Origin of the sequence: Paraburkholderia sp. JPY419, from assembly GCF_050435705.1 — a bacterium.
GTDB classification, from domain to species: domain Bacteria; phylum Pseudomonadota; class Gammaproteobacteria; order Burkholderiales; family Burkholderiaceae; genus Paraburkholderia; species Paraburkholderia youngii.
In genome coordinates this window covers 3733204-3752067 of record NZ_JBNDKV010000002.1, presented here as the reverse complement: position 1 = coordinate 3752067, position 18864 = coordinate 3733204, and the positions used below count along the sequence as shown (strand labels likewise).

19 protein-coding genes and 1 pseudogene are annotated in these 18864 nt (G+C 64.4%); 5 read left to right on the top strand and 15 right to left on the bottom strand.

From position 1 onward, the window contains the following. Window positions 1–95 precede the first annotated feature (95 nt). Window positions 96–815: a response regulator gene (locus QFZ91_RS23365; RefSeq protein WP_368620676.1), complete on the bottom strand. Its 720-nt coding sequence runs from the start codon at window positions 813–815 to the stop codon at window positions 96–98. Window positions 816–1281: 466 nt separating this feature from the next. Here QFZ91_RS23365 and QFZ91_RS23360 point away from each other — a divergent pair, with 466 nt between their 5' ends. Together QFZ91_RS23360 and QFZ91_RS23355 are read left to right on the top strand one after the other, a co-directional pair. Next, window positions 1282–1968, top strand: a complete 687-nt coding sequence (locus tag QFZ91_RS23360; RefSeq protein WP_429568570.1) for an NnrU family protein — start codon at window positions 1282–1284, stop codon at window positions 1966–1968. 156 nt (window positions 1969–2124) lie between these two features. Further along, a complete protein-coding gene (locus tag QFZ91_RS23355) occupies window positions 2125–2589 on the top strand; it encodes a RidA family protein (protein WP_176377681.1) in 465 nt (154 codons plus the stop codon). A gap of 65 nt (window positions 2590–2654) precedes the next feature. Here the strand turns inward: QFZ91_RS23355 and QFZ91_RS23350 are convergent, their stop codons facing one another. From QFZ91_RS23350 to QFZ91_RS23325, 6 genes are all read right to left on the bottom strand, one after another. Then, complete coding sequence (locus tag QFZ91_RS23350) at window positions 2655–2843, bottom strand: copper chaperone (RefSeq protein ID WP_429568569.1); 189 nt, start codon at window positions 2841–2843, stop codon at window positions 2655–2657. A 186-nt stretch (window positions 2844–3029) separates the two neighbouring features. Beyond that, window positions 3030–4364 (bottom strand): HlyD family efflux transporter periplasmic adaptor subunit, encoded by a 1335-nt coding sequence (locus QFZ91_RS23345; RefSeq protein ID WP_429568568.1) that lies wholly within the window; start codon window positions 4362–4364, stop codon window positions 3030–3032. Between the two features lie 33 nt (window positions 4365–4397). After that, window positions 4398–5918 (bottom strand): efflux transporter outer membrane subunit, encoded by a 1521-nt coding sequence (locus QFZ91_RS23340; RefSeq protein WP_429568567.1) that lies wholly within the window; start codon window positions 5916–5918, stop codon window positions 4398–4400. A gap of 55 nt (window positions 5919–5973) precedes the next feature. Beyond that, window positions 5974–6411, bottom strand: coding sequence for a MarR family winged helix-turn-helix transcriptional regulator (locus tag QFZ91_RS23335; RefSeq protein ID WP_176126033.1), 438 nt, complete (start codon window positions 6409–6411; stop codon window positions 5974–5976). Between the two features lie 106 nt (window positions 6412–6517). After that, window positions 6518–8080, bottom strand: coding sequence for a DHA2 family efflux MFS transporter permease subunit (locus tag QFZ91_RS23330; RefSeq protein ID WP_429568566.1), 1563 nt, complete (start codon window positions 8078–8080; stop codon window positions 6518–6520). Window positions 8081–8160: 80 nt separating this feature from the next. Then, window positions 8161–8553 carry a MarR family winged helix-turn-helix transcriptional regulator gene (locus QFZ91_RS23325; protein WP_429568565.1) on the bottom strand — a complete coding sequence of 131 codons (393 nt, stop codon included), beginning with the start codon at window positions 8551–8553 and terminating at the stop codon, window positions 8161–8163. Between the two features lie 342 nt (window positions 8554–8895). Between QFZ91_RS23325 and QFZ91_RS23320 the strand changes: the two genes are divergently transcribed. After that, on the top strand, window positions 8896–9606 hold the full coding sequence (locus QFZ91_RS23320) for an SDR family NAD(P)-dependent oxidoreductase (RefSeq protein WP_429568564.1): 711 nt from the start codon (window positions 8896–8898) through the stop codon (window positions 9604–9606). A gap of 31 nt (window positions 9607–9637) precedes the next feature. On the opposite strand, the gene QFZ91_RS23315 is transcribed toward QFZ91_RS23320, so the two are convergent. The 4 genes and pseudogenes from QFZ91_RS23315 to QFZ91_RS23300 all read right to left on the bottom strand — a co-directional run bounded on the left by QFZ91_RS23315 (window position 9638) and on the right by QFZ91_RS23300 (window position 12443). Next, window positions 9638–10591 carry a LysR substrate-binding domain-containing protein gene (locus QFZ91_RS23315; RefSeq protein WP_429568563.1) on the bottom strand — a complete coding sequence of 318 codons (954 nt, stop codon included), beginning with the start codon at window positions 10589–10591 and terminating at the stop codon, window positions 9638–9640. Window positions 10592–10670: 79 nt separating this feature from the next. After that, window positions 10671–11772 (bottom strand): annotated as a pseudogene (locus QFZ91_RS23310) (NAD(P)H-dependent flavin oxidoreductase). 58 nt (window positions 11773–11830) lie between these two features. Then, window positions 11831–12076 (bottom strand): hypothetical protein, encoded by a 246-nt coding sequence (locus QFZ91_RS23305; RefSeq protein WP_429568562.1) that lies wholly within the window; start codon window positions 12074–12076, stop codon window positions 11831–11833. A 91-nt stretch (window positions 12077–12167) separates the two neighbouring features. Continuing rightward, window positions 12168–12443, bottom strand: coding sequence for a DUF1488 domain-containing protein (locus tag QFZ91_RS23300; protein WP_176108444.1), 276 nt, complete (start codon window positions 12441–12443; stop codon window positions 12168–12170). Here QFZ91_RS23300 and QFZ91_RS23295 point away from each other — a divergent pair. Next, window positions 12438–12590: a hypothetical protein gene (locus QFZ91_RS23295; protein ID WP_176108443.1), complete on the top strand. Its 153-nt coding sequence runs from the start codon at window positions 12438–12440 to the stop codon at window positions 12588–12590. The two genes, QFZ91_RS23300 and QFZ91_RS23295, sit on opposite strands and share 6 nt — an antisense overlap. Before the next feature lie 23 nt (window positions 12591–12613). On the opposite strand, the gene chrA is transcribed toward QFZ91_RS23295, so the two are convergent. The 4 genes from chrA to QFZ91_RS23275 all read right to left on the bottom strand — a co-directional run bounded on the left by chrA (window position 12614) and on the right by QFZ91_RS23275 (window position 17611). Continuing rightward, complete coding sequence (chrA, locus tag QFZ91_RS23290) at window positions 12614–13855, bottom strand: chromate efflux transporter (protein WP_429568561.1); 1242 nt, start codon at window positions 13853–13855, stop codon at window positions 12614–12616. 226 nt (window positions 13856–14081) lie between these two features. Further along, the gene (locus QFZ91_RS23285; protein WP_368610766.1) at window positions 14082–15122 is read right to left on the bottom strand and encodes a zinc-dependent alcohol dehydrogenase family protein; all 1041 of its coding nucleotides are present in this window, start codon (window positions 15120–15122) and stop codon (window positions 14082–14084) included. Between the two features lie 139 nt (window positions 15123–15261). Beyond that, window positions 15262–16533 (bottom strand): MFS transporter, encoded by a 1272-nt coding sequence (locus tag QFZ91_RS23280; RefSeq protein WP_176369333.1) that lies wholly within the window; start codon window positions 16531–16533, stop codon window positions 15262–15264. Window positions 16534–16735: 202 nt separating this feature from the next. Then, a complete protein-coding gene (locus tag QFZ91_RS23275) occupies window positions 16736–17611 on the bottom strand; it encodes a helix-turn-helix domain-containing protein (protein WP_429568560.1) in 876 nt (291 codons plus the stop codon). Window positions 17612–17838: 227 nt separating this feature from the next. Here QFZ91_RS23275 and QFZ91_RS23270 point away from each other — a divergent pair, with 227 nt between their 5' ends. Further along, window positions 17839–18855, top strand: a complete 1017-nt coding sequence (locus QFZ91_RS23270; RefSeq protein ID WP_429548492.1) for an alcohol dehydrogenase — start codon at window positions 17839–17841, stop codon at window positions 18853–18855. Window positions 18856–18864: the final 9 nt, after the last annotated feature.

Below are 18864 nucleotides of genomic sequence, written 5' to 3'. Positions count from 1 at the left end.
GGTCAACGACGGAATGCAAATCCGTAAGAATGCAAGCATCCCGTCACGGATTTACCTTCTCAATGTTATTTGCAAGGGCGAATCGCTTCCTGCATTTATTCTGTGGAGGAAGAACCGTCCGGCATCTTCTGCGATGAAGTCACCAGTCCATTTTCCATCGCATACCGAAACAGATCGACTTCGCGTTCAATGCCGAGTTTTTCCATCGCCTTCGATTTCTGTGTGCTGATGGTTTTCTTGCTGCGACTCAATTTCTCGGCAATCTCGTTCACAGTCAGCCCGGATGCAAAAAGACGCACAACTTCGGACTCGCGCTGACTCAGCACGTCCGATGAGCCCCTGCCCCGACGGTTCCAGTCGATCGACTGGACGATCTGATTGATCGTTGGCGAATAGTATTTGCCGCCGCTATGGACGGCATGAACGGCGGGGATAAGGTGGGCGCCAGCATCGGATTTGCTGACGATGCACGTTACACCTTGTGTAACGAGCGCACGAATCACCGCCGGGTTGTCGAGCATGGTTAGAACGACGATCTTGATCTCGGGATAGCGACGTTTGATGAGAGAGAACAGCGCGATTCCGTCACCGTAGTCGCCCGCAGGCATTGCGTAATCGGATACGAGAACGTCGCACTGTGTGCTCGTTAGAAGCGCGATCAGCTCAGTCGAATTCCTCGCTGTCCCTACCAGCTGGATTGTCTTCACCTCTGCGAGCTCATGCGAAATACCGCTGAGCATGACGGGGTGGTCATCGGCAAGGACGACCCGAATGGCGAACGCATCCATATTGTCAATATCGTCGAGATAGGACATTTGTATGATAGTCAGCGGCGGGATGTTTGCTCTGCGGGTTTACCTTCACGTTTTGCGATCGTTGGTTTCTTCGCAGCCAAACACCTGAGGCGTTTAATTTATTGCGTGGAAGGTCGCCGCAGTTCATCCTCGTCATCGTTCACTCCCGTATTCGAGTCTAAATCTCCAGGGAGCGCGCTTCCCGGCGCCTCAACCAGCGACCTGCCGCGGTCGCCAGGCAGCGCTTGCTGAACATGATCTCTCTGCCTTGCAAAGTTGGCTTCGGCGATCGTTCGATCACCTACTCTCTTTAGCGAGTGGCCGCTCCCGTCCCGTCGACGGGCCGTGTAAAGGCTTGTGACCCGAGCCGGATGCCCGCGCGCGGCAATCGAACTCGCGAAACGCCCGCCGCGCTCATTGCGGCACACGAAGTAGTATTCTCCAGTGCACACGTTCGACCGATCATCTGACTCGAGGAGCCGAGCCCATGGAAAGCACACTTGTCGTGGCGGCATTCGCTTTTGTCGGTAGCCACTTTCTCCTGTCCCATCCGCTGCGGGCCGGTATGGTCCGGGCAATCGGCGAACGGGCCGCCATGGGCGTCTATTCGCTGATCGCGATACTGACGTTCGGCTGGATGGTCATGGCTTACGACCGGACGCCAGTCTCCGAGCCGCTATGGCCGGCAGGCAACGTGCTGTGGGCGATTGTGACCGGGGTCATGCTGATCGCATCGATCCTTCTGATGGGCTCGCTGATCCGCAACCCGGCGTTGCCCACCGTTGGCCGGCCCGCCGCTCTTCCCGACGCGGCGCACGGCGTGTACGCGGTGACACGTCACCCGATGATGTGGTCGTTCGCGCTTTGGGGGCTGTGCCATATCGCCGTGCTCCCGGTCACCCGGAACATCGTGCTTGCCGGGGCGATCATCATTCTCGCGCTGGTCGGTGCCGCGTTGCAGGACCGCAAAAAGCGGCGCCTGCAACCGGATCTGTGGCCCGCATGGGAGTCGCAAACGAGCTATCTGCCGTTCGCGGCGATCGCCGCCGGCCGCGCGCGGCTGGGCGGGTTCGGCATGCACGCGCTGATTGGCGGCGTGGTGTTCTGGCTCGTGGCGACCTGGGCGCATATCCCGCTCTCCGGCTGGCCCGCGGGCATCTGGCGCTGGCTCTAGCCGGCCGATTCCACGAGACTTGTTCTCGTGGCGCAAGACTCTTTGTCCACGGTGTGTGTTCGAATTCGCGGCGGATGCGCCTACAGTGCGCTGCATCGGGTCCATCGATTCGAACGGCCAGCAGGCCGAATCGATCACACTGTGAGACAAACCACCATGTCAGTCCAGCAGAAACTCGCCGAACTCGGTCTCGAACTGCCTACTCCGCCGCAACCGCTGGGCAGCTATACGGCTGTCAGCGAAGCCGGCAATCTGCTCTTCATCTCCGGGCAGGTGCCGCTGTCCGCCGGAAAAATGATCTACATGGGCCGCGTCGGCGAGACCCTGACGCTCGAAGAGGGCCGCAAGGCGGCCCAACTCGCCGCGCTCAACGCGCTCGCGCAGATCTCGCGGCATCTCGGCGGCTTCGAGCGCCTGCATCACATCGTTCGCGTCGAGGGGCACGTCAGTTCCGCGGATGGCTTCTACGATCAGCCCGCCGTGGTCGACGGAGCTTCGGATCTGTTCGCTGCCGTGCTGGGTGACAAGGCGGGACATGCGCGCTCGGCGTTCTCGCATAGCCAGGGGCCCGCCAACGCCGCTGTCGTGATCGTCGTCATTGCTGAGATCCTGCCCGCCTGACCAACGCGTGCGACGCGCGACGCATGCGCTGCCCGCCGACCACATCGGCGCGAGCGTTGTTCATGTCACCACTCCTTGATGGCCACGTCGTAGTCCTCGTCGTAGAACGCGACCAGAAACTCTTCGGGCATCAGCCACGAGTCGACGCTCACGCTTTGCGTGCCAACGTCGACCGCGACTTTCGCGTCGGGGTCCACCGACTTCATTGCATGCTCGATCGTCGAAACATCGTCTGCGCGGATTTCGGTTTTCATCGAGAACTTCACGTTTCCCCTCCCCAGTCAGCAACGTTGGATACCGAACGGGACGATGCCCGTCCAGCATGGCGTGTCATCAACCAGCCGCTGACCTCGCACCGATCGCACCGTCGAATGACGATGCCGATACTAGCGCCGCCTGCCGTTTCCTGCTCTGTCGCGGCAAGCTCGCCCTGAATCGGATCAACCCGCGTTCGCGTTGCGCTGATGCGTCGCCACGCGCTGCGATTGCGATTGCGATTGCGATTGCGATTGCGATTGCGGTTGAGGTTGCGCCGCCATCGCGCGCGAGACCATTTCGTTTTGCTTGATGATCCTGTCGATCTCGGCGTCGGCCTGCGCATCGTACTGCGCGAAAACATCGGTGCTGTAGCGCGTGTTCCGCGCCGCGCCCAGCTGCGAACCGGACTCGTCCCGCGTGTCGGCATCGACCGTCATCGACAGGCCGATACGCAGCGGATGCGCGGCCAGCTCGGCCGGGTCGAGCGCGATGCGCACCGGCAGCCGCTGCACGATCTTGATCCAGTTGCCGGTGGCGTTCTGCGCCGGCAGCGTCGCGAACGCGCTGCCCGTGCCTGCTGAGAAGCCCTCGATACGACCGTGATACCTCGCGCCTCTGCCGTAGACGTCCGAGCTCAGCGTGACCTGCTGGCCTACCCGCATGTGCTTGAGCTGCACTTCCTTGAAGTTCGCGTCGACCCACACGCCGTCGAGCGGCACGATCGCCATCAGCGGCGTGCCCGGCGCGACGCGCTGGCCGACCTGAACCCGGCGTTGCGCGACGTAGCCGGTCACCGGCGCCGGCAAGGTATCGCGCGCATAGGCGAGCCACGCGGTCCGCACTTTGGCGGCGGCGGCCTGCACGTCCGGATGCTGCTCGACCGTGGTGCGGTCGGTCAGCGCGTGGTTGGCTTCGCCCTGCTGGCGCGCGGCGTCGAGCGCGGCCTGCGCGACGCTGACCGCGTCGCGGGCGTGCGCGATGTCTTCGGCGGACACGGCGCCCGTGTCCGCCACGGCCTCGCGCCGGCGCAGGTCGTCGCGGGCTCGGGCCAGATCGGCTTCGCGCTGCGCGACGTTCGCCGCGTAGAAGTCGTTGTTCACATACAGGCCGGAGACGCGCCGCACGGTCTGGCCCAGCTGCGCTTCGGCATCGGCGAGCGCGAGCTTTGCATCGGCCGGATCGAGCGTGACGACGGGGTCGCCTTGCTTGACGATCTGCGTGTCGTCGGTGTTGACCGCGATCACCGTGCCGGTGACCTGCGGCGTCAGTTGCACGAGATTGCCGCTGACGTACGCGTCGTCGGTTTCCTGATGATAGCGGCCCTCGGTGTAGTAGTAACCGCCGTAGGCCGCGCCCGCGAGCACGACCGCGGCACCGAGCAGCGCGATCAGGCGCTTGCGGCTCGACGGGGGCGTCGCCTTGTTGTCGCCTTCGGGCGTGGCGGGCGCTTGCGCGCCGCTCTTGTGTTCGTCTTCCTGATCCGCCAGTTCGCGGTCGGTCGTGATCGAATCGCTCATTGCAGTTCTCCTGATAGGTTTCCGACGCGCCGTTCAACGCGCGGCGACCGCGGATTTGACTTGACTGGCGGGTGCGGCAGCGACATCCGCGTGATGATCGGTTTGTGCCGACGTATCGACATAGCCGCCGCCCAACGCCGACGCGAGCTGGATCTGCTGGTCGCGACGGTTCATCTTCAGATTGGCGATCGCCTCGTCGGCGTTCAGTGCGGTGACGTCGGCATTGAGCACGGTCAACTGGTTGGTCAGGCCAGCCTTGTATTGCGTGGTCGCGAGGCGATCGGCATCGCTCGCGGCCTGCTGCGCGGCCTGCGCATCGCCGAGCTGCGCGTCGCTCGAACGAATCTGCGCGAGCTCCGTGGCCACGCCGCTGAGCGCGCCGATCAAGGTCTGGTTGTAGGTCGCCACCGCGTAGTCGAACTCGGCGTAGCGGCCCTTCAACTGCGCGCGCAGCTCGCCCGCATCGAAGATCGGCAAGTGGATCGCCGGGCCCACCGACGCGGTGCGGCTCGCGGCGCTCAGGAAGCGGCCGAAGCCGAACGCGTCGAGACCGATCGCTGCGCTCAGGTTGATGTCGGGATAGAACTCGGCCTTCGCTTCCTTCACTTCGTGCGTGATCGCGTCGACGCGCCAGCGCGCCGCGACGATGTCGGGCCGCCGGCCCAGCAGATCGGCCGGCAGGTTGTCCGGCAGACGCACGTCGTCGCCGACGCCGAGCGTCGGCCGCGTGATCGCGAGTCCGCGGTCGGGACCCTTGCCAAGCAGCGCCGCCAGTTGATAGCGGGTGCTCAGGATGCTGCCGTCGAGCGCGCTGACGCGGGCACGGCTCGTCGACAGATTCGCGTCGGCGGTCTTGCGCTCCACTTCGGTATCAAGTCCGTTTGCGATGCGGCCGGCGGTGATGCGCTCGATCTGCTCGCGTCGCGCGACTTCCTGCTGCGCGATGTCGCGCAATGCGTAGAGCCGCGCCAGCTCGTTGTAAGTGCGGGCAATCGAGGTGTCGAGCGTGAGCCGGACGACTTCCGCGTCGGCCTCGCTCGCGGACGCCTCCGAGACAGCCGCGCGCAGCGCCTCGCGGTTCTTGCCCCAGAGGTCGAGATCGTAGGAAGCGGTGAGCAGCCCCTTGTTCTCGGTCTGCCAGGAGCCGGCGTACGGCGGCGGAATCAACGCGGTACTGCTGAATTGCTGGCGCGTCAGCGTGTACGACGCGTCGACGCGCGGCAGCGTGCCCGCCTTCGCCGTTTCGCTATAGGCTTGCGCCTGCGCGACTCGGGCGCGCGCCTGCTCGAGCGTCGGGCTGCCTTGCAGCGCCTCGGCGATCAAAGCCTTCAGTTGCGCGTCGCCGAACTGGTCGACCCAGTCGGCCGACGGCCAGTGCCCCCGCTCTTGCGGGAGGCTCCGCGACGTTTCCAGCTGTTGGGGTTGATCGATCTGCTTGTCGCTGTGGATGCCCGCATAGTTTGCACAGGCTGCCAGCACTGCGAATGAGATCACCGAAACACCGAGCTTCAGCGTACGGGCGACGGTGTTTGCTCTAGAAGTCTGCGTGTTCATTTTCTGACAAATCAGATTAATGGGTGAAAAAAAGCGCGGCCCACGGCCGCGCCGCTCACTCGCCTGTGAACTTGCGAAGCAGGCGGTCCAGCTCGGCAAACTCGGCCTTCGTGAATTTGCGCAAGCGCGCGTTCAACACATGCGGTGCGACTTCCGGAATTCGCGCGGCGGTTTTCTGCCCTTCCGCGGTCAACGTCAGATTGACCACGCGGCGATCTTGCGGGTCGCGCGAACGTTCCAGCAGCCCCTTCGATTCCAGCTTGTCCAGCATCCGCGTCATCAGGCCGGTGTCGATTCCGAGCAGCTTCGACAGCTCGAAAGGCGTAGTTGCCACACCCTGCTTCAGCGAAAGCAGGATGCCCATCTGCTGCCCGTTGATGTCGAGGTCCTTGAGCGCCGCGTCCATTTCCGCGACGACGACGTTGCGGGCCTTGACGAGCCTGAAGCCGATACTCTCTGTAAGCATGAAGTTCTTCGTCGTGTAGTGGTCCATCGCGGCGTCCTCCTTGTTGATTTTCACAATATCTGCATTATCAGATAATGTCAAGAAGAGGATTGTGTGTTCCATTTTCCGTCCGAACCGGGTTGCCCAATCGGAATCAATGTCCGCCGGCGGCTGCCGCGCCCGCGGCACCACCTTTGGTCGGCTTCGTCACCCAGATCAGCGGGATGATGACCACAAAGATCACCGCCGAGATCCAGAAGATGTCGTTCAGGCCCAGCATCGTCGCCTGCGCGTTCAGCGAGGCTTCGTAAAACGCCGTGGCCTTGGGAATGCCCGCGTCCAGCGCCGCCTGCAGATGCGCGATCGCGCCGGAAAAACCAGGGTCCTCCACGCTGCTTTGCTCGGCAAGTCGCGCATGGTGCAGGATCGTACGGTCGGTCCACGCGTTGCTCATCAGCGACGTGCCCACCGCGCCCGCAAAAATGCGCACGAAGTTTGACAGCCCTGCGGCCCCGGGAATCTCCTGCGGCTTCAGACCCGACAGGATGATCGCGGTCAGCGGCGTAAAGAACAACGCGGTCGGGATAACTTGCAGCAGCGTCGGCAGCACGAGGGTCCACGCGTCTACGCCGGTCGTATAGTTCGAGCGCATGAAGAACACCGCAGCGAATCCGGCGAATGCAAGCGTGGCCAGCACCCGCATGTCCGATCGCGGCATGATCTTGCCCATCACCGGGGCGAGGATCACGGCAAAAATGCCGAGCGGCGCAGTCACGAGCCCCGCGTCTACCGCCCGGTAACCGAGAAAGCCCTGAATCCATTGCGGCAGGATCACGAGATTGGCGAAGAAGATCGCATAGGCGACCGAAATCGCGATGGTGCCGCCGAGGAAGTTGCGTCTCGCGAAAAGCCGCAGCTTGACGATCGGTTTTTCCTCGGTCAATTCCCAGATCAGGAAGAACAGGAAGCTGACCACGGCGACGATCGTCAGCGCCCAGATCACCGGCGAGCTGAACCAGTCGAGGTCGCGGCCCTTGTCGAGCATGATCTGCAGCGGTGCGACCCATGCGATCAGCGAGATCAGGCCGACCTTGTCGATCGGGAGTTTGCGGGCCGGCGTCTCGCGATCGCGGTAAATCGCCCAGATCGCGCCCGCGGCAAACAGGCCGACCGGCACGTTGATGTAGAAGATCCACGACCAGCTGTAGCTGTCGGTGATCCAGCCGCCGAGCGCCGGACCCGCGATCGGCCCGACCGTCGCGGTCATCGCCCACAACGCCAGCGCGTTCGAACTTCTTTCCTTCGGAAACGACGCGAGCAGCATGGCCTGCGACAACGGCACCAGCGGCCCCGCCACCGCGCCCTGCACGACGCGGGCGACGAGCAGTACCAGCAGGTTAGGAGCGAGTCCGCACGCCGCCGATGACAGCACGAACAGCAGGATCGCCCAGACGAACAGCTTGACCTGGCCGATGCGCTGCGTGAGCCACCCCGTCAGCGGAATCGACACCGCGTTGGCCGCGGCAAACAGCGTAATGACCCATGTGCCTTCGTCGATCGACACGCCGAGGTTGCCCGACAGCGTCGGAATCGCGACGTTGGCGATCGACGAATCGAGCACGTTCATGAAGGTGGCGAGCGCTACGGCAAACGTGCCGAGTGCGAACTTTGCGCCAGTCAGCTGGGCCGGCGCGCCCGGGTTGGTCGGTGGATTCATGTCCTCGTCTCGGTTCGGAGCGCCCTTCAGTGCGGGGCGATTATCTGCATTGTCAGATAAGTGGTTGAAAAAATGCCGCCTTAGCGGTCGAGCAGTCTTGAAAGAAGCAGGCTCAACGCGTCGAAGTCCGACTTCGAGAAGTGCGAAAGCCGCTCGCTCCATGCTCCTTGGACAACCCGTGTGTGGCGCGCGGCGATGGCCCGCCCTTTCTGCGTCAATGAAACATTGACGAGTCGACGATCCCTGCCGTTGCGGGCGCGCTCGATCAATCCGCTGTCTTCGAGTCGGTCCAGCACGCGGGTCATCCGGGTCTGGTGGACGCCAGCCAATTTCGACAGGGCGGCCGGTGTTTTCGCGCTCCCGCGCGCCAGCGTGAGCAGAACGCCGCGCTGCTGCAGATTGAGTCCTGCATCCGCGAGCCCTGCCCTGAGTTCGCTTGCAATCAGCTGACGCGCCTGACCCAGCACGGACACCAGCTTCTGCGTCCGCTCGAAGTCTTCGTTGATTGAATCGTCCATCGATCGCCTCTTCGGTATCTGACTTCAATATATTTGACTATGCAGATTTCTGCAAGCGCATTTCCTCGCCGTTTGCGCTACGTGGTGCAAAACTGAATTGATCTACCGGCGACAATCGCGACCGCCACCGGCAGGACCACTGCCGACACGTGTCATCACTCACCGCTTGTTCCTGCGGCTCACAACTGTTTGTCCGCGCCTTGTGTGCAAAAGCGCAGCACGACTGCATAAATTAGTAGCCATCGGAGCCAACAGTCCGATCACAGATTGCTGATCCAACCAACTTCGAGGTTCACTATGAGTCAGTCTCCCAAAGTCATCGTGGTCACCGGTGCATCGCAAGGCATCGGCGCCGAAACCGTCAAGGCATTTCGCAAGCTCGGCCATAACGTGGTCGCGACATCGCGCAGCATCAAGCCGTCCGACGATCCCAACCTCGTCACGGTGGCTGGCGACATCGCCGATCCGGCCACCGCCCGACGCGTGATCGACACGGCGGTGGCACGTTTCGGTCGTGTCGATACGCTCGTGAACAATGCGGGCATTTTCGTGGCCAAGCCGTTCACGCAGTACACGGCCGAAGATTACGCGACCATCACCGGCATCAATCTCGCGGGCTTCTTCCACATCACGCAGTTGGCGATCGCCGAGATGGAGAGGCATGAGCGCGGCCATGTGGTCAGCATCACGACGACCCTCGTCGATCACGCGATCGACGGTGTGCCGTCCGTGCTGGCCTCGCTGACCAAGGGCGGCCTCGCCGCCGCGACCCGCTCGCTCGCGATCGAGTATGCGAAGCGCGGCATTCGCGCCAATGCAGTTTCGCCCGGCATCATCAAGTCACCGATGCATGCGCCCGAAACCCATGCGGCGCTCGGCGCATTGCATCCGGTGGGTCATATGGGCGAGATGAGCGACATCGTGAATGCGATCCTCTATCTCGAGTCGGCGCCGTTCGTGACCGGCGAGATCCTGCATGTGGACGGCGGCCAGAGCGCGGGCCACTGAGCGGGCCATGCGATGAAGACGCGCGCGCGGCTCAGTGCGCGCGCGTGCGTGGCGCGGGCACTGGGAGTGTCGTGGGCGTGGCCAACTGCTCGATCAGAAATTCGACAAAAACCCGCACGCGCGAAGTCAGATAGCGCGCGTGCGGATAAAGCAGGATGAATGGCCGCATGCGCCCGCCCGCTTCGCGCAGCACTTCCACGAGCCGACCTTCGCGGAGGTCGTCGGCCACGACGAAGCGATAAGTCTGAAAGAGACCCGCGCCGGCACGCGCGAGCGTCACGCCGGCGAGCGCGTCGCCCGAGGTTCCATAGCTTCCCCGGGTCAGCACGTCGCCATTTTCAGCCGAGCCCTCGAAGGTCCACGCGAGATGACGCCCGCTGCTCGGCATTTCGAACTGGATGCATTCGTGGGTCCGCAGGTCCTCGACGGTGTTCGGCACCCCCGCGCGTTTCAGGTAGGCGGGCGTCGCCACCACGACCATTTCCGCATCTTCCAGCTTGCGCGCGACGAGGTTTGAATCGGCCGGTGCGCGTCCGCGTATCGCCAGATCGAAACCTTCGTCCGCGAAGTCGATGTTGCGGTTGCTCAGGTGCGTCTCGACCTGGACTTGCGGATAGCGCTCGCGAAACGCCGGCAGCAGCGGCAACACGCGATAGTGCCCATACGGCGTCGGCATGCTGATGCGCAGCAAGCCTGCCGGTGTGGTCTGCTCGCCCGTCACTTCGCGCTCGGCGTCCATCAGTTGCGACAACGCTTGACGGCACTGCTCGAAGTAGCGCCGCCCCGCGTCGGTCAGACGGATCTGGCGCGTCGTGCGCACGAACAGGCGCACGCCGAGCCGTTCCTCGAGCCGCGCCACCGAGCGGCTCACCGCCGCCGGCGTGACACTCGCGGCGTTGGCCGCGAGCGTAAAGCTTCCGAGCTCCGCCGCGAAACAGAAGAGCTCGATGCTGCCCAGCAGCAGATCGTCGAATTTGCGTTGCATGCCTGTCTCCCTTTGTTTTTTTGTTTCGAGGATGCGTGCCGATGTTTTCGATCGATGCGAGGCATGAAAATCAGACTGCTCAGTTCCACACCGATTGCAGCCGCTCGATACTTTCACGCGTTTCGCGTTCGAGTTGCGCGATCAGTTCGCCGGCGGGCATCGAACGCGCAAGCGGCGCGGCCTGCCCCGCCCATTGCGCGCCGTAGCCGAACTCACCCTTGGCTTTGGCGGCAGCATTGAGCGCCTTGCCGGCGTCGTAAGTGATCGGATAGGAAGGCGTTTGCGGGGCCTGCGGGTCCTCGCCGAGCGCCGTGAAGCGATTGACGATGCTGCGCGCGAGGCGCCCCGAAATGGCCGAAGTGAATGTCGTCGAGCGCGCCGCATCGCTGAGCAACGCGCTGCGATAGGCGTCGTCGATCGAGGTTTCCGGGCATGCGACGAAGGCCGTGCCCATTTGCGCCCGCCTGCGCGCCCAGCGCAAGCGCGGCCGCGATGCCGGCGCCGTCCATGATGCCGCCCGCCGCGATCACGGGCAGGTCGAACTCGCTCGCCAGCAGACGCGTCAATGCGAACGTGCCGAGGCGCTCGTCGCGCGAGGTCGTGTCGAATATGCCGCGATGACCGCCCGCCTCGATGCCCTGCGCGACGATCGCATCGACGCCTGCTTCGACGGCCGCCGCCGCTTCGTCGAGATTGGTCGCGCTCGCGAGCAAACGGATGCCCGCGTGCTTCAGTTGCGCGATCACCGCATCGGGCGGCAAGCCGAAATGGAAGCTGACGACGGCCGGCTTCTCCGCGAGCAGCATCGCCTGCATCGCGGTGTCGACGACGAAGCTCGTGTAGATCTCCGAGAGCGCTTGCGGCGGCGTCGCGCCGTACTGCCGGAACACCGGTTCGAGCCAGGCGAGCCATGCACGCTCGACGGCGGCATCGGGCGTCGCCGGACGATGACAGAACACATTGACGTTGAACGGCCGCGTGGTCAGCTCGCGGGTCTGGTGGATCGCGCGGCGCGCGTTCTCCGCGTTCATCGCGGCAACGCCGAGCGAGCCCAGACCGCCCGCGTTCGACACCGCGGCCGCGAGCGCCGGCGTGGTGACGCCGGCCATCGGCGCCTGAATGATCGGCTTGTGGATGCCGAGCGTGCGCAGTAACGCGCGATTGTCCGCTTGAGTGCTCATGTTCCCTTCCCACCGGATGCGTTAAAAGGTTCAATGTACCTGCCGGCTTGCCTGCCTGTCAGGCTCCAGCGCGGCCGTGCGCCCAGCGCGCGAGGCCACCGCAGGCGATCAGCCGCGCGCCGGTCACGAAGAATACACGGTGATGATCGGCTCGATCGACAGGTTGGCGAGTAGATGCATAGCCGCCTACCAGACCGGCGATCAGACGCAGCGCGATCAGTTCGTCAACATTGTGCGCCACGCCGATCAACGGCAGCGCCAGGGCCATACCGATCGCCGGTACAGACGAAACCGTCGCATTCATTTCGCGCTGCGCGCGGCAAACGGATCGACGGCGAGTGCGAGAAGGAGCGCCACCGCGCCAATCGCGCAGAGCACCGGATAATTGCCGCCGGTCACGCGGAGAACCTGAAGAACCCGCTGTGCAGCAGCACGGGCTTCGCGCCGACCTCCTCGAGCAGCTGTTTGGCGGCCTGCTCGATCTGATAGCGGTGCGCGAGGAACGCCTGGACCAGATCGTCTTCGCGCAGCGAGCGCGCGCCGAAGTGATCTTCGAGCGCCTCGGCGGTAATCGCGCACTGCACGGACCGATCGTCGACGTGCGCCGGAAACGCCAGCACCAGATCGCGGGCGCAGTATTCGGGCATGCAGGATGGAAAGGAAATATGCATGGTGACGCCCCCAAGCGCATGAAGTGCCGCGACGTCTCCAGCTTAATCACGCAATCCACCGCGGATTTGACGTACGTCAAGGCGGCGTTCCGCGTCATCAGCGGCGGCGTCGCGTCGTGGTGCGGCAAACGCACCGAAGCCGCGTGATCGTCCGTGCGCGATTGGCGCTGTCAGAGCGGGTGCCACACCGTTTGAGCAACGCCTGCCGCCACACACAGCACGACGACTGCAAGCGGCGGCACTTTCCAGCGCAGCAACAGCAAAAAGCCGATACACGCGACCGCGAAATCCGTCGCCGACAACACCGCGCTCGTCCACACCGGCGAATAAAGCGCGGCGGCCAGCAGGCCGACCACCGCGGCATTGACGCCGGCAAGCGCCGCCGCCATCGCCGCACGCGCGCGCAGCGCCTGCCACCACGGCAATGCGGCGAGCACGAGCAGCAGTCCCGGCAGAAAGATGCCCACTGTCGCCAGCAGTGCGCCGCTCCAGTGTCTGGGTGGCAGCGCCATCATCCAGCCGAGAAACGCCGCGAACGTGAATAGAGGTCCGGGTACGGCCTGGGCCGCGCCATAGCCGGCCAAAAAGTCGTTGGGCGAGACCCATCCGGTCGCGACGGTTTCACGCTGCAAAAGCGGCAGCACCACGTGCCCGCCGCCGAACACGAGCGCGCCCGAGCGATAGAACGCGTCGAACACGCGCAGGCCTTGCGAGGGCCCGCTTGCCGCCCATAGCGGCAACCCGAACAGCAATGCGCAAAACACCACTAGCGCGACGATGCCCGCCGTGCGCGACACCTGAAAATCGCCGGCCCGCACAGGAGTGGCGCGTGGCGCTTGCGCCGCCGTGGTCCGGCACAGCGTGACACCGAGCACGGCGCCGGCGCCGATCACGATCAGTTGGGCGTAGACGGTGCCAAGCACACTCAGCAATGCGAGCGATGCGAGCGCGATCGCCGCGCGGCGGCGATCCGGACAAAGACGCCGCGCCATGTCCCAGACCGCCTGCGCGACGACGGCCACCGCGACGAGTTTCAGGCCGTGGATCACACCCGTGCCGAGCGCTCCGCCGAGGTCCGGCGCGATCGCGGCAAAGGCCAGCATTACGAGTACCGACGGCAGCGTGAAGCCGCACCACGCGGCAAGGCCCCCAGCCCACCCGGCGCGCAGCAACCCGATCGAAAATCCCGCCTGGCTGCTCGCGGGGCCCGGCAGAAACTGGCACAGGCCGACCAGGTCGGTGAAGGCTTCGTCGTCGAGCCAGCGGCGCTGCTCGACGAACTCGCGCCGGAAGTAACCGATGTGAGCGATCGGGCCACCGAAACTGGTCAGCCCGAGTTTGAGAAATGCGCTGAACACCTCGATAACGCGCGTGAGCCGTGAGCGGCGCGGCGACGACAAATCAGTATCCATGGATGGGCGGGGCGAGCAATGCCGATTTCGCGAGGTGGCGGAACCACGGGCCATCGACGGGCCTGGTGTTTTGACGACGCACAGTATAGATGTCCGCCGCGCGACCATGCGCCGCATCCGCGATCTGGGCCAATCGTGCGCTTTCGAATGGAGGTGCAGCCAGGTCGCTATTCGCGGCGCGGCGCGCGCGTGCCACGCGCCACCGCTCCGGCTCGCCGCGCCCCGCCTAAGACGCTTCGATCAACACCTTCAGCGCGCGCGTGCTCGACGCGCTGGAGAACGTCTCGTAAGCCGAAAGAATATCGTCGAGCCGGAACCGATGCGTGATCAGACGCGTCGGATCGATCCGCCCCGCCTTGACCGTCTTCATCAGCATCGGGGTACTGACGGTATCGACGAGACGCGTCGTAATCGCGATGTTGCGATCCCACAGCTGTTCCAGATGCAGATCGCACTTCACGCCGTGCACGCCGATGTTCGCGATCGTTCCGCCAGGCGCGACCAGTTGCTGGCAAAGCTCGAACGTCGGCGGAATGCCGACCGCTTCGATCACGCAGTCGGCGCCGACCGATTCCGTCAGCTTCAGCACTTGCGCGACCGCATCGGTATGCGCGTTGTCGACGCACGCAGTCGCGCCGAAGCGGTGCGCGACTTCGAGCCGGTTGACATCGGGATCGATCATGATGATCTGCGCCGGCGAGTAGAACTGCGCGGTCAACAGGGCCGCGAGCCCGATCGGTCCGGCGCCGACGATCGCCACCGTAGAACCCGGCTGCACCTTGCCGTTGAGCACGCCACATTCGAAGCCGGTCGGCAGAATGTCGGACAGCATCACGAGCGCCTCTTCGTCGAGGCCGGCCGGAATCCGGTACAGACTGCTCTGCGCATGCGGAATGCGCACGTATTCGGCCTGGGTGCCGTCGATCCGGTTACCGAGGATCCAGCCGCCCGTAGTGCAATGCGAATACATCCCGCGCCTGCAGTAGTCGCAGCGGCCGCACGAGGTAATGCACGAGATCAGCACGTGATCGCCGGCCGCGAGCCCGCTCACCGCGTCGCCGACCTGATGCACGACACCGACGCCTTCGTGGCCGAGAATGCGGCCCGGCTCGCAGCTCGGCACGTCGCCTTTGAGAATGTGCAGATCGGTGCCGCAGATCGTCGTGCGAGTGACTTTGACGATTGCATCGGTGGGCGCCGCGAGTTCGGGGATCGGCCGTTCGTCGAGCGACTTTTTGCCCGGACCGTGATAAACGAGTGCTTTCATGACGGACTTCTCCTGTGGCCGGAATGAAACACGATGCTCCTATTGCGTCACGCGCTTACATCATGCGCCCCGGCATGGCGGGCGGCTTGATCTGGGTCAAGCATGTGGGTTCAACTGATTGCGGGCCGCGGCGTCCGAGTTACGAAAACAACGCCGACGCGTCGATGTCGGTCATTTTCTCGAGTTCGTCGCGGCGCGTATCGCACGCTCGCCTGATCGTCGCGCCTTGGGCGATCCACACGGCCAGCGAAATGAACGCGAGGCTACCGAGCGCGATGAATGCCGTCGGGTAGCCGAAGCGGCTGGCGAGCCATCCGCCGAGCAGCGGACTCAGGCAACCGCCGGCGGCTTCCACACTTTGCACCGCGCCCTGACCGAGGTTCACCCGCCCGCTGCCATGCAACAGGTGCACGACGAGAGCCGGGATCGCGACGCTTTGCAGCCCGGAGCCCAGACCGTCGAAGATTTGCACCGGCACGATCCCCCACTCGGCCGTGATCCATGCCGCGGTCAAGCCGCGCAGCGGCAGCGTGATCAGCGTCGCGAGGATGACCCACCAGAAACCCCAGCGGCGGATCGCGCGGCTCGCGTAGACAGCGGCGCACAGCATCACGAGCTGGGAAATGATGATATTGGCCGCCGTGATCGCGCTGGCGTCGCGGTGGTGCGCCGCCGCTTGCGCAAGGCTGTAAAGCGGCAGCAGCGTGGAATTGCCGAGGCTGAAGGCGGCCAGCGCAAGCGCGAGCAACAGCAACGGGCGGCAGCGGATCAGCGCGCGCACGCTGTCCGCGCGCACCTGCGAGCGATCCTTGTCGTCCTCGTGCGCGAGGCCGCGCGCATAGTGCCGATGCACCGCGCGCGCGGGAATCAGCAACACGGAGACAATGCACGCGATGCCGAACGCCGCCCCGAGCGCGAACACCCAGACGATGCCGAGCCACCAGCCGATCGCGCCGGACAAAGCGGCCGCCACGATGTTGCCGGCGTGGTTCGCCACCTGATTGCGGCCGTATTGCCGGTCGAAGTTTCTGCGGCCGGTCATGCCGAGCGTCAATCCCATCAGCGCGGTGCCCATGACCGAGCCCGCCACTGCCGTGGCGATCTGCGAGAACGCGATCGGCCAGTAGCCGCGCGAGAGCCAGATCACGCACGCGGCGACGACCGTCAGCGCGCTTGCGGCAACCACCACCGCGCGCCGATGGTAAATGGCATCGACCAGCGCGCCAGCCGGGGCCGTCACGAGCACGCTGACAATGGCCCCCAACGTCAGCACGGTGCCGATCATGTCGGGGCTCCATCCATGCGCTTGCAGATAGATGCCGAGAAAGGGTCCCGCGCCTGCCTGCACATCGGCTGCGAAGAAGCTGACTGCCAGTAAGGGGGTGGTCGGTTTCGTGTTGTGTTCTTCCAGTTTTTGGCGGGCGCGAGCGATGGGCTTCCGTCGAACAGGCGTCCGTCGGGACATTGCGCAAGGCGATCAGCGCATATCTCGCCCGAGCATCGAGCGTGCCTGGCACTGCGTCGACGCTCAACGCGTTGCCGCACCAGGATGCGTGGGATCGCTCAGGCTGTTCGGCTCGGATGCTCGCCCAAAAACCGAGAGCGCTGCCATGTCACGGCGTACGGTTTGCCGATAACGGAGGTTGCGGCAATGCATGCTTCGCAAGCAGTTGCTGATGGCGTGCTTCGGTGGCCTCGTCGGCGGGAAACATGGATTCGATGCGCAGTTCCTGCGCGGCCACGTTTTGCGGTGTACCCACGGTCGTGACCATCGAGAAATAGCGCAGCAGCACGCCTTCGCTGATGAAGCCGAGTGGAATCATCGGCAGCGTCGCGGGCGTCGTGGAAGAGCCATGATGCGTCTTCCAGTCGCGTGGCACATCGGGATACGCAAGCAGTTCATCGAGTAGACGCTTCGTGTGGGCACCGATGACATGACCCACCGATTCACGATACACGCGTTGCAGCAGGCTTCGCGCGACCTCATCCCAATCGGCCACGAACGGACGCATGCCGAGCGGATCGAAGATCAGATGCAGCATGTTGCGCGGGCCTTCGCGCGCAGCCATGTCGATGAAGCAGTTGAAAAAGCGCGGCGCCGCGTCGTTGCTCATCAGCACGTTCCAGTCGCGGTCCATCACGAGCGCCGGAAACGGCTCATGCTGACGCACGACCCGTTCGAGCGCGCGAACCACGCCGTTCATCTCTTGCGCATTCCACGGCGCTTCCGAATAGACCGGTGCGTAACCGGCGGCTAGCAGCAGCGCATTACGCTCGCGCAGCGGCACGTCGAGAGTCTGCGCAAGCGTCAGCAGCGTGTCGCGGCCCGGCACGCTGCGCCCGCTTTCGATGAAGCTGATCTGCCGCTGCGAGAAGCCAGCCTCGAGCGACAGATCGAGCTGACTCACGCCGCGCACGTCACGCCAATAGCGCAACAGACTACCAAGATCGCCCGGCTGCACTTTCGGATCGTGACTCGTGACGTTCATCGCATTGCCCTCCTTTTTATCGGCTGAAAACAACTGCTGCGCGCCATCCAATTGGCGGCGCAATAGCCGAAGATTAGCGGCGCCCGCGCGGCGCGCCAATTACATCGGATGTCATCGTCATCGGCCAATCGACGGCGGCTTCTTTCTGGCGACCCGCCTGGGCGCGGACTATGATGTTTGAGTTTGTTCCCCTCTTGTCCCGTTCACCACTGGAAAGGAAGAACATCATGCCCACGATGAAAGCAGTCGAAGTGAAGCAGGCCGGCGGCCCGCTCGAACTGGTCGAACGTGAAGTGCCCGAGGCGGGCGCGGGTCACGTGCGTATCAGGATTCAGGCTTGCGGCATCTGTCATAGCGATGTGATGACCAAGGACGGGCTGTGGCCGGGCCTCGCCTATCCGCGCGTGCCCGGTCATGAGATCGCGGGCGTGATCGATTCGCTCGGTGCGGGTGTCGAGGGCTGGCAGCTCGGGCAGCGTGTCGGGGTCGGCTGGCACGGCGGGCACTGCGGCAAATGCGAACACTGCCGCCGGGGCGACTTCGTGCTGTGCAAGTTTGCGCTGATCCCCGGCATCAGCTACGACGGCGGCTACGCCGAATACATGGTGGCCCCGGTCGAAGCGCTGGCGCGCATTCCCGACGATCTGTCCGATGTCGATGCCGCGCCGCTGCTGTGCGCGGGCATCACGACCTTCAACGCGATACGCAATAGCGGCGCGCGCGCCGGCGACGTGGTCGCGATTCTCGGCATCGGCGGCCTCGGTCATCTAGGCGTGCAGTTCGCGCGCAAGATGGGTTTTCGCACGGTGGCGATCGCGCGCGGTCAGGACAAGGCCCCGCTCGCGCAGCAACTGGGCGCGCATCACTACATCGACAGCAAAACGGAAAACGTCGCCGAGAAGCTCCAGGCACTGGGCGGCGCGAAGCTGATCCTTGCCACGGTGACGAGCGGCAAGGCGATGACGGCCACGCTCGGCGGTCTCGGCCTGAACGGCAAGCTCGTGATGGTCGGCGTTTCCGAAGAGCCGATCGAAGTGCCGATCGTGCAGTTCATCATGGGACGCAACTCGGTGCAAGGCTGGCCCTCCGGCACCTCGGCCGATTCGCAGGACACGCTCGCGTTCAGCGCGCTCACCGGCGTCAAGCCGATGATCGAGGAGTATCCGCTCGCCGAGGCGGCGCAGGCCTACGATCGGATGCTGAGCGGTCACGCGCGTTTCAGGGTGGTGTTGAAGATGATCTGAGTGGATGCC

What these genes read in the sequence shown, in the direction of transcription:
- QFZ91_RS23365 (WP_368620676.1), bottom strand. Translation starts at nt 815, where the DNA reads ATGTCCTATCTCGACGATATTGACAATATGGATGCGTTCGCCATTCGG.
- QFZ91_RS23360 (WP_429568570.1), top strand. Translation starts at nt 1,282, where the DNA reads ATGGAAAGCACACTTGTCGTGGCGGCATTCGCTTTTGTCGGTAGCCAC.
- QFZ91_RS23355 (WP_176377681.1), top strand. Translation starts at nt 2,125, where the DNA reads ATGTCAGTCCAGCAGAAACTCGCCGAACTCGGTCTCGAACTGCCTACT.
- QFZ91_RS23350 (WP_429568569.1), bottom strand. Translation starts at nt 2,843, where the DNA reads ATGAAAACCGAAATCCGCGCAGACGATGTTTCGACGATCGAGCATGCA.
- QFZ91_RS23345 (WP_429568568.1), bottom strand. Translation starts at nt 4,364, where the DNA reads ATGAGCGATTCGATCACGACCGACCGCGAACTGGCGGATCAGGAAGAC.
- QFZ91_RS23340 (WP_429568567.1), bottom strand. Translation starts at nt 5,918, where the DNA reads ATGAACACGCAGACTTCTAGAGCAAACACCGTCGCCCGTACGCTGAAG.
- QFZ91_RS23335 (WP_176126033.1), bottom strand. Translation starts at nt 6,411, where the DNA reads ATGGACCACTACACGACGAAGAACTTCATGCTTACAGAGAGTATCGGC.
- QFZ91_RS23330 (WP_429568566.1), bottom strand. Translation starts at nt 8,080, where the DNA reads ATGAATCCACCGACCAACCCGGGCGCGCCGGCCCAGCTGACTGGCGCA.
- QFZ91_RS23320 (WP_429568564.1), top strand. Translation starts at nt 8,896, where the DNA reads ATGAGTCAGTCTCCCAAAGTCATCGTGGTCACCGGTGCATCGCAAGGC.
- QFZ91_RS23315 (WP_429568563.1), bottom strand. Translation starts at nt 10,591, where the DNA reads ATGCAACGCAAATTCGACGATCTGCTGCTGGGCAGCATCGAGCTCTTC.
- QFZ91_RS23305 (WP_429568562.1), bottom strand. Translation starts at nt 12,076, where the DNA reads ATGAATGCGACGGTTTCGTCTGTACCGGCGATCGGTATGGCCCTGGCG.
- QFZ91_RS23295 (WP_176108443.1), top strand. Translation starts at nt 12,438, where the DNA reads ATGCATGGTGACGCCCCCAAGCGCATGAAGTGCCGCGACGTCTCCAGC.
- QFZ91_RS23300 (WP_176108444.1), bottom strand. Translation starts at nt 12,443, where the DNA reads ATGCATATTTCCTTTCCATCCTGCATGCCCGAATACTGCGCCCGCGAT.
- chrA (WP_429568561.1), bottom strand. Translation starts at nt 13,855, where the DNA reads ATGGATACTGATTTGTCGTCGCCGCGCCGCTCACGGCTCACGCGCGTT.
- QFZ91_RS23285 (WP_368610766.1), bottom strand. Translation starts at nt 15,122, where the DNA reads ATGAAAGCACTCGTTTATCACGGTCCGGGCAAAAAGTCGCTCGACGAA.
- QFZ91_RS23275 (WP_429568560.1), bottom strand. Translation starts at nt 17,611, where the DNA reads ATGAACGTCACGAGTCACGATCCGAAAGTGCAGCCGGGCGATCTTGGT.
- QFZ91_RS23270 (WP_429548492.1), top strand. Translation starts at nt 17,839, where the DNA reads ATGCCCACGATGAAAGCAGTCGAAGTGAAGCAGGCCGGCGGCCCGCTC.